The organism is Moorena sp. SIO3A2 (assembly GCF_010672265.1).
GTDB classification, from domain to species: Bacteria; Cyanobacteriota; Cyanobacteriia; order Cyanobacteriales; family Coleofasciculaceae; genus Moorena; species Moorena producens.
Window position 1 is genome coordinate 1 of sequence record NZ_JAAHHC010000103.1, and the last position, 9,181, is coordinate 9,181.

A 9,181-nucleotide genomic window follows, 5' to 3' on the forward strand; every position below is an offset into this window, starting at 1 on the left:
TCTCCGGCACACCGAAACCTAGGTCAAAGACCAACTACGCTTGGGGAGAGGAGACCTCTATTTTTCCTGGCTCCGGCAAGGGATAACAAGTCACCTCGTTGAAACAAGAATCCCCGTCCTTCCAGGGTGGGGAGTGTCAAGTAACACTCTCAATATCAATAGTTTTTTGATCTGCCTCAATAAGTACCTGCTGCATAATCGGCGAAAGGTTTTCATTGAGCCGTCCAGAACGAATAAATTCGGCGTAGGTATCAGCTTCAATATCTAACATTGTTTCTTGAAGTTGCTCAAGGTCAAGGGTTTGGAGTTCAGGGTGCTTACTCCGTAACTCCTCAATTTCATCGTTAATCGTTGTCAGTTGGGTATCGATAAGTTTGGTTTGATAGCGCCACAGGTCGGAATCGATTTCTGTGGTGTTTAAGCCCTCTTCAAGATAATTTCTGACCCGATTCAGGGCGATGCGACGGGCAAGGAGTTCAGAATATTGCTGACGTAGGGGTTGGTCACCAATTAAATTTAACTTTTCGAGAAACCATCGAGTGGTTAACCCCTGGACTAGCAGGGTAAACAGTACCACGCCAAACACAGTTTCGATAATATCTTGTCGTCCTTCTAAGACAACTGGCACACTTAAGGCCAGAGCAATGGAAACGGAACCTCGCAAGCCACCCCACCATAGGACGGTTTGTTCCCGCCAACCAATTTGAGAGTTGACCAAGATATTGCTGAATGCGCCCAAACCATAAACTGCGATCGCTCTGGTCAGTAGTACAGCCAAGATAGTAACCGCAATTAAGTGGATATTTTGCCCTAAACTAGCTATCCTAATTTGGTCACCAATCAGTAGAAACACAATCGAGTTCACAAAAAAGGCTAAAAAGTCCCAAAACTCAGAGACAATCAACCGGGTACGGGGGTTCATACCAATGCGGGAGCCAAAATTGCCCAAGATCACCCCAACGGTGACTACCCCAATCACACCGGATCCCCCTAGTTCCTCCACAATTAAATAAGTGCCATAAGCAGAAACCAAGGTCAGGGATTGCTCCACCAGGGGTAAATCAAAGCGTTGGGTGGCGTAGGAAATCCCAAAACCAATGATGCAACCGATGCCAATCCCAATCCCCACAAACCCTAAGAAACGGGCAACACTAGTGGCAATGGAAAATTCTTCTAGTCCTAGGGGTAGTCCGACTAATAAACTAAAAGCAACCACTGCTACCCCATCATTAAATAGGCTTTCCCCCTCCATCAGAGTTTTCAGCCGTTTATCCGCACCCAATTCCCGAAATAGAGCAATAACCGAAACTGGGTCAGTGGCAGAAAGACTGGCTCCAACCAATAAAGCAATGGTCAGGGGTAGTCCTGTCAGCTGATTAATAGCAAAGGCAATGCCAACTACAGAAATAATCACCCCAACGATCGCAAATAGACTCACGGGGACCAAATCCCGTCGTAAGTCGCGCCAGCGGATATTCCAAGCGGCTTCAAAGAGTAGGGGGGGTAGGAAAATTTCCAGAATCAGTTCTGGTGATAAGTTAACCAGTCGGACATCCACAAAGGCCAACCCTAACCCAACAATTACCAGTAATAGGGTGTAAGGAATTTTACGGAACCAGGAAAAGATCCGAGATAAGGTTGCCACACTCAAAGATACCGACAGTACTAGGAGAAACTGTTCGAGGTTTTGCTTAATGGCGACTTCGCCGACAGTGGACTCTAGGGACATACAGAAACTCCAAGTTAAACTCAAAGGGGAAAGCCTCCTGCCCATGCCTAAAATCACAGGGGTTTTCGGTTTTCCCCTTACCAAACCACAATTACTGATGAGTCAGGGAAATCAAGGCAAACTGAAATTGATGGTAGTAGACGATGAGTCTGACAACTTAGATCTACTTTACAGAACCTTCCGCCGAAAATTTCAAGTGTTCAGAGCTAATGATGCCATAACCGCTTTAGATATTTTGGACACCGAAGGAGAGATGGCGATTATTATCTCAGATCAGCGCCTAGGAGGGATGAATGGCACAGAATTCTTGAGCAGGACAGTAGAGCCTTTTCCAGATACGATTCGCATCCTGTTGACTGCCTACACAGATATAGAAGATTTGGTGGCAGCAATTAACTCAGGTCAGGTCTATAAGTACATCACAAAGCCTTGGCAGGGTGAGGAACTAAAAGCAGTGGTGCGACAAGCTGCGGAAACTTACCAAGTGCTAAAAAAAAGAACCAGGGAACTTTCTCGGGCCTTACGACGGGAAGAATTGTTCAATATGGTGACAACGGCAATTCGAGAATCCCTAGATTATAGTAATCTACTGCAAAAGGTAGTGACCACCATGGGTCAAGCCTTTGATGCTACGGCTTGTATCCTGCGACCGGTAGAGTTCAACCAACTCACACCAGAATGTTTCACCTACAAGGTTTCTGGGGATGGCAAGACACCTCATATCCCTGATACTGATTTGATGATACAACAGGTATTAGATAAACCCGAGACTAAGTCGTGGCAAGAAACAAGGGATGATCAGAATTCGGTGCAGTTGATCGTTCCCTTACCAGACCAACAACAGATCTTAGGGGTGTTGTGTCTCTACCAGCAAGGGAGTGAGGGGTCTTGGAATAAAGAAGATATCCAGCTGATAGAAGCCGTTGCTAAACAAGCAGCGTTAGCGATTTCTCAGGCAAAACTACTCCAACGCACCCAGTTACAGGCTCAGCAGATGCGGGATGAACTAGATGTAGCTCGCCAGATTCAGAATAATTTGCTGCGTCAGAGTTGGCCAGAGATGGAACAGGTGCGAGTGCAAGCTCACTGCACCCCAGCGCGACAGGTTGGTGGGGATTTTTTTGAAGTGTATGTTCATCCCCAAGGAGATATATGGCTAGCAGTTGGAGATGTGTCCGGTAAAGGGGTACCTGCTGCCTTATTTATGACCAGTGCCATGTCGATGTTACGACGGGAACTTGCTCAAGAAACATCCCCAGACCCAAAAACAGTGATCCAAAATCTTAACCACACCATGTCAGATGACCTCTATCATACCAACTGTTTTATTACCCTGGTCTTGGCTCGTTATACCCCTGACAAGCAACAGTTGGTTTATGCTAATGCTGGTCATAGCTATCCTATGGTTTGGTCTCATCACCAAGTAGTCCAACAACACTCAGAGTCAAAAACTCCAGAGCCGACTTACCTCCAGGTTCGGGGTATTCCCTTGGGCATTTTGCCAAATTGGCAGGCGGAGTCAGGACATTTAAGATTAAATTCAGGTACCATCCTGCTACTAACAAGTGATGGAATTACGGAAGCAACCCTGAATCCAGTGAATCCAGTGACAGGTTCTTCATCCCATGGGTCAACCAGCACCAGCTCTAGGCTTGAGTCATCGGGTCTTTGGCAGCTTCTGCTTCAGGAACCTGCTCCCTTTGACCTGAGTCATTTATTAGCTCGGATTCGAGAGCGTACCAACCCGATTCAGGAAGACGACCAAACCCTAGTATCTCTGGAGGTATTGTAGTGGATGAAAACAGAACTACAGATACCGAGTGACCTGAAGTTTTTGAGCATTGTCGAAAACTGGTTTCTAGGGATTTTGCAGGTTGAACTCGGAAATCGTGTTGATTGGCCTAGTCTATCCAATCGTTTGCGATTGGTGTTAGTGGAAGCTTACTCTAACGTAGTTCGTCATGCTCATCGCGATCAGCCGAATTTACCGGTCTTGATTTGCCTAGAACTCAAAGAACGGGATATTGCTCTGGAGATTTGGGACTATGGTCAAGGATTTGATCCATCCACTTATACAGAACCAAATCCAGATGATTTACAGGAAAATGGCTATGGCTGGCTAATTATCCATCGACTAATGGATCGGGTGGAGTATCGCTTACAGGTCAATGGTCGGAATTGCCTGGAGTTGCAAGTCAGGTTAGCCAAGTAGCCCAGTAGCGGAAAAGCTATTTGGGGCGTTGCTAAATTCAAAAGGCAATTGTTAATTAACCTAATAATAAATAGGATTTAATTAACCCCATTAGTTTGCGTTTTCGGCCATGAACAGTTATTAATTTAGTACGGTAATCTGACCATTCTTGTTCTCTCCCCGAGGCAAGATAAGCATCACGGGCTTTTTTAAGCCATTCTACTGCTTCATAATAGTATTTTGCTTTTCCTGCATCCATAATTGACTCGGCGCGACGACAAGCATTACGAATTACCCAATCAGGATTGATTTCTATGGCTGCATCCATAACCCTGTGAGTCAGTCCATCGGAATCATAATAACTATTATCTAGAGTAGCGATCGCTTTATCAACTAATCTTTCATAGAGGTATAGCAGAAGTCAGAAGTCAGAAGTCAGAAGTAAAACTATTGCTATACTTAGCTTTGAGACTTTTGTCATGTCCTAACTGCCCTGGCGACTGCTATAAATATCAACTTTAACTTTTTATTCACCCCAGCTCTCATAAGTTGCTAAAGCTTCTAGTAATTATTCCTTGATCGTTGACCAATTATCTCCTGCTAATTTTTATATTTTGCGATAATCTGAAAAATTTTGTTGTGCTTTAAACGCTGTTACTTTTGCTGGGATTGCTAAACAATCATCGCCTAATTTGAAGGCTATTTAACTTGTAAAATAACTTAACCTGTATTGACAATTTTCCGGCAATTTTAATCCAATATCAGCAATTTATAAAGCCTATATTTGAGCATTTTGTTCGTTAATTAAGGCAGTAGCAAGGGCTAAAGCTTGTTCCATTATGGTCATTTGTGACCGTGCAGCTTTCATGGCGAGGTCAACCCGTTCTAAGAGGATATCTGAAAAGTTTTTTGATACTGAATTCTGCCCCCCTAGCCCCCCAATTCTGGGGGGAACAAGAATCAATTTGCTGGTAGAAGTCCCCCAAAATTGGGGGACCAACGGGGGCTTGGATGTAGCAAATGAGACTTTTCAGACAACCTCTAAACGAACTAACATGATCAAATACTTGATTAAAAGCCCTGTTGCTTGAGCTAAATAGAGATATTATTCGTAGCGTTGTTGTCGTTCTAAAATTTGTAGTCTAATTAAAGCTAAATCCTCAGCGTAATCTGGGGGAAATCCTTCCCATAAACTGGTCGAAGTAATATTTCCTTGAAGTATCTGTTGTAATGGTGGATAGTCCCAACCTTGCTGTAAAGCAGCCCTCGCCATGTCAAAATAGCTACCCCACTCGTTTTGCCAAAAGTCAAAATTTACTTCTAAGTCTACTTTTTCTGATTTAGCTATATCTGTACTGAGAATTGTTTCGCACCAAACAGTATTTAATTCACAAGCAATATCATCATTGTCGATACCATACTCATCTACCAAATCCCAGTTTTCGATGCAAGACTCGGTAATAGCAGTTAGCATTGCGATCGCATTTATATGACCAGTGTTGACACGGGTTGGATTACAGACGAGAAGCCTCATCCTGTGCGTGAATACCTCCGTCAGCAAGGATTTCGTCCACCACTTGATGTGATTGATGGCGCTGCACGGGTTTATGATCCCATTGTGCGCGGGTTAGCAGGAGAGCGCCTCTATGGGGTGTTCCTGAAAGACTATAAACCATGTGATTGGTAAGGTTATATAGCGCTACGCGCAAGTCAGAAGTTAGAATTTAGAATTTAGAATTTAGAATTTAGAATTTAGAATTTAGAATTGGGAATCGGGAATCGGGAATCGGGAAAACTGATCTGACTCCCGATACCCCCATCTCCCCATCTCCCCACACTCCCTACTCCCTACTCCCTTCGCTATAGTAACTCCTCAAGGGTTGATTAGCTTAAGCAAAATAGTCTCCCATTTTTCTAATGATGCTTTATCGCTAGTCTGAATTTTATGAATTACCCACTGCTCCATAATTGATGACCTAAATAAGTAGACTGGTTTCTCTAAGTCTTGATTCCTCATAATCAAACCTTGTTGTTCGAGAGAATATAAATCTAATTCTTGTTGGCTAAAAACTAAGTCAATATCACTTAAGTCAACAGTAATCTTTTGCTCCAGACTACCTTTCAACTTCGACCAAGCCATCAGTATCAACAGACCTTGCTCGACATCCCTGCACCGTTGCCAAATATCTTGAAAAATATGTCTAGTTTGACTTTCAAACTCCTTGGCAAAGGTTTCAGTATCAGGTAACTTCCCAGTTCTTAATTCTCTAAATAGCAAAGAACCAGCAATTTGTAGCAGCGCGGGATGTCCACCAGCCATGTTTTGAATAACATCCCGTAATGCTGGTGTGATTGGAATACCTTGTAGCAGAGTATCCACTTCAGTCTCCGTTAATGGCCTAAGTACCACAAACAGATAGTGATTGTACCACGGGGATTGATCTGGGGTTAGACTCGGTCCAAGTTCATTGAAACGTTTGAGTGAGGTGACAATCATTGATAGATATTCCCTCTCCCGAGATTGATAGGCAATACTGCGACACTCACTTAGAAAGACTTCTATGTCAGCTTGAGTATAGTGCGGGTTTTCTCGCAAAGCCGCATCATAGTCATCCACTAGCAACACCAAGAACTTGTTTCGTTTCCCAAGCTGCCCCAATACTTGGCGCATCCCCCTGGCAGTTGCTTTTCCCTGGTCGAGCAATGTTTCAATGTCACTCTTAAGGTCTGGCTCACTATCTAATTTATCCATCAGCTCAATTAGGACTTCTTGCCAAAACCCGGAAGCTGTAAACGGTTGGATACTTTCGCAACTGAATAGCACCATCACCGCCTGTGATGGCTCTTCTCCATACTCTTGCCAAACGTCCGGGGAAGCCAGGAGTTCCAGGAAAGAGGTCTTTCCCATCCCTGGGCCACCCCAAATCGCTAAGTTACTGCGGTTATATATTTGATCAAAGGCAGTCTCAATGAGAGATTTTCGTCCCACAAAACGGTCTGGGGGAACTGGTGCGCCTACAACGAAAGGATTGTTTAATTTGTTAAAGAGCTTATAAACCTCTTGATTATCTGGCTCTATGGTTAGCACTTGCTTCAATTGCTGCGTTGTGAGGATAACTTCCCCTACTTCCATCAGGTGTTGTGCATAACCTAAATGCGATCGCACTAATCCATCCTGATTCCGGACTCGATCAACTAGGTATGCTCGCTGATAGCATTGCACTGCTTTATCAAATACGTCACCTTCCAAATATATCCTTGCGATCTCGAATAAAGCACTAAAGTGATTGGGATTGGCTTTCAAAACCTGTTCATAGGGTTTCACCCCCTGAGCATTTCGTTCAATTGCTTGTTGATAACTAGCCTTAGCCTCTGGATCGAGGTCTTCCAATTCCAATATCTCTCGCCGCAATGGGTAACGTTGGACTAACCAGCGGCGGACTAATTCTATTTCTACTTTGTAATATTTTCCGTTGTAGGATGAAACTTGATCAGTTATTTCTACGACCCCTAAGAAACCTAATTTAAGCAGTTTTTCCCTAGCTTGAGTCAAAGACTCGGTGATGGTAACGCCATATTCTTCCAGTAAACTCAACGGGTCTTGCACAACCTGATTAGGATTTCTTTCAGCTTTTTTTTGAGCCTCTGCTACTGCGGAAAATATCACTCGTTCCAGAATCGGTAATCCATCCCGAAACCAGGTTAATCCTCCTTCACCAATTTCAATGGCATCATCAACAATTCTAGTCACATCATCACGAGTTACCTGCCACTTTTGTTCAGTTCTAGCTTGAGCAAACAGTGCATGACATAGGACCTGAGTGAAATAGGGATGACCTGATGTTAATGCTAAGATAGCATCGATTGCCTCCGACTCGTAGGTCAAAGACCCCTTAGCTGGTTCAGTAATTAACTCTGTGGCACTTCGTTCACTGAGCAAGCCAACTTTTTGGCTAGGAGCACCTTTAAATAATCCCAGCAACTTGGGCATATCATCCAGTTGCCGTCCTATAAACGGAATAATAAATAATCGCTGATCTTGTTCGATTAGAAATTTTAAATAATGGAAAAACGTTTCAGATGAAGACTCCTTTGATGAAGCAAGCTCTGAGGTATAATAGTTACTACTCAACACATCAAATTCATCTAGCAACAACACCAGCTTTTTATACCCTAATTCTTTATAGACTTTTGGTAAAAAGCTATCTGCAAAAAGATTCGGATTGGTTTCTAATTCCGTAATGCTTGGTAGATTAATAGGGTCAGATTCTAGCTGAATTTGTTTAATAATAGCTTGTCCTAAACTGTATAGAACACGGCTAAGGGATAACTGACTTTTGTCCTGTAGATCAAACTGAACAAACACAAATTCATCTTGCCCAACAAAATTGGGAATTTGTTTAAGTACAGTGGATTTACCAATACGTCGTTGACCATGGAACAAAATTACCTGTACGCCCTGCTGGAGGTTGTCCTCAATGAATTCAAACTTGTTGCGTCTACCGAAAAATAATTCTGGTTCAGAAATGGGACGACCAACAATGTAAGGATTTCTTCTAATATAAGGATTTTTCCGAACAGTTGCACTAGTCATGTTGGCTTTCTTCCCAGTTACGTTGTAAGGATTCAGCTATCAGCATTCAGCTATCAGCATTCAGTTATCAGCTATCAGCTATCAGCTATCAGCTATCAGCCAAGACCTGTGGCCACCCTACTTGAGGTGCGAACAGCTTTTGAATAAAATAAGCTGACGGCTGACTACTGTTCGCGTAGCGTGCGCGTAGCGCATATACTTAGATGGGCTTTTCCCCAGACTTTAAATGGGTGCATCTCCTAGAAGCTATTTTAACCGGTGGTGCGTTACGGGGGGGCTGTTCCAACGCTAGCTACGAGGAGGCAAATTAGGGCGAGCCCCCCTAACGCACCCTACTCAAAATTTACTACGCAAACGAGGTTTATTTTAAGCTGACAGCTGACAGCTGACAGCTGACGGCTGACTACTTACACTCACCCAATTAAGAACTGCTATATAGTATCACCACAAGCTCAGGAGAGCAACCTTAGTTTATCCGCTAATTGCGCCTTTTGGAAGAGCAGCTGTAACTTTTCCAATCCATTCTAGGATAGATGGCACCTGGTGCAACATTTAACCTCTCTAAACCTACCCATCAGCAGGAATGATCTGTATAGCACCAGGTGAAAACCTGGTGGTTGTTGCCGACAAAGCGCGGATCATTATGTTCCGCGCGCCATTCCAATCC

Annotated in this window: 6 protein-coding genes and 1 pseudogene; 3 read left to right on the top strand and 4 right to left on the bottom strand. The window is 43.7% G+C overall.

From position 1 onward, the window contains the following. Window positions 1-136: 136 nt before the first annotated feature. A complete protein-coding gene (locus F6K64_RS37560; RefSeq protein ID WP_287267954.1) occupies window positions 137-1,729 on the bottom strand; it encodes a Na+/H+ antiporter in 1,593 nt (530 codons plus the stop codon). Window positions 1,730-1,826: 97 nt separating this feature from the next. Here F6K64_RS37560 and F6K64_RS37565 point away from each other — a divergent pair, with 97 nt between their 5' ends. Both F6K64_RS37565 and F6K64_RS37570 read left to right on the top strand, forming a co-directional pair. Continuing rightward, a complete protein-coding gene (locus F6K64_RS37565) occupies window positions 1,827-3,521 on the top strand; it encodes a SpoIIE family protein phosphatase (RefSeq protein ID WP_044495852.1) in 1,695 nt (564 codons plus the stop codon). 3 nt (window positions 3,522-3,524) lie between these two features. Then, entirely contained in the window at window positions 3,525-3,941 is a 417-nt protein-coding gene (locus F6K64_RS37570) for an ATP-binding protein (RefSeq protein ID WP_008191695.1), read from the top strand. A 55-nt stretch (window positions 3,942-3,996) separates the two neighbouring features. Here the strand turns inward: F6K64_RS37570 and F6K64_RS37575 are convergent, their stop codons facing one another. Both F6K64_RS37575 and F6K64_RS37580 read right to left on the bottom strand, forming a co-directional pair. After that, the gene (locus F6K64_RS37575; protein ID WP_008191693.1) at window positions 3,997-4,248 is read right to left on the bottom strand and encodes a hypothetical protein; all 252 of its coding nucleotides are present in this window, start codon (window positions 4,246-4,248) and stop codon (window positions 3,997-3,999) included. A gap of 777 nt (window positions 4,249-5,025) precedes the next feature. Then, window positions 5,026-5,394 carry a hypothetical protein gene (locus F6K64_RS37580; protein WP_008191688.1) on the bottom strand — a complete coding sequence of 123 codons (369 nt, stop codon included), beginning with the start codon at window positions 5,392-5,394 and terminating at the stop codon, window positions 5,026-5,028. 3 nt (window positions 5,395-5,397) lie between these two features. Between F6K64_RS37580 and F6K64_RS37585 the strand changes: the two are divergent. Beyond that, a pseudogene (locus tag F6K64_RS37585) lies at window positions 5,398-5,607 on the top strand (SDR family NAD(P)-dependent oxidoreductase); the annotation flags it as partial. Between the two features lie 186 nt (window positions 5,608-5,793). On the opposite strand, the gene F6K64_RS37590 reads toward F6K64_RS37585, so the two are convergent. Next, entirely contained in the window at window positions 5,794-8,514 is a 2,721-nt protein-coding gene (locus tag F6K64_RS37590) for an ATP-binding protein (protein WP_287267955.1), read from the bottom strand. Between the last annotated feature and the right edge of the window lie 667 nt (window positions 8,515-9,181).

Excerpts from the sequence above, each read along its gene's own strand:
- F6K64_RS37560 (WP_287267954.1), bottom strand. The coding sequence starts at position 1,729 with ATGTCCCTAGAGTCCACTGTCGGCGAAGTCGCCATTAAGCAAAACCTC.
- F6K64_RS37565 (WP_044495852.1), top strand. The coding sequence starts at position 1,827 with ATGAGTCAGGGAAATCAAGGCAAACTGAAATTGATGGTAGTAGACGAT.
- F6K64_RS37570 (WP_008191695.1), top strand. The coding sequence starts at position 3,525 with ATGAAAACAGAACTACAGATACCGAGTGACCTGAAGTTTTTGAGCATT.
- F6K64_RS37575 (WP_008191693.1), bottom strand. The coding sequence starts at position 4,248 with ATGGATGCAGCCATAGAAATCAATCCTGATTGGGTAATTCGTAATGCT.
- F6K64_RS37580 (WP_008191688.1), bottom strand. The coding sequence starts at position 5,394 with ATGCTAACTGCTATTACCGAGTCTTGCATCGAAAACTGGGATTTGGTA.
- F6K64_RS37590 (WP_287267955.1), bottom strand. The coding sequence starts at position 8,514 with ATGACTAGTGCAACTGTTCGGAAAAATCCTTATATTAGAAGAAATCCT.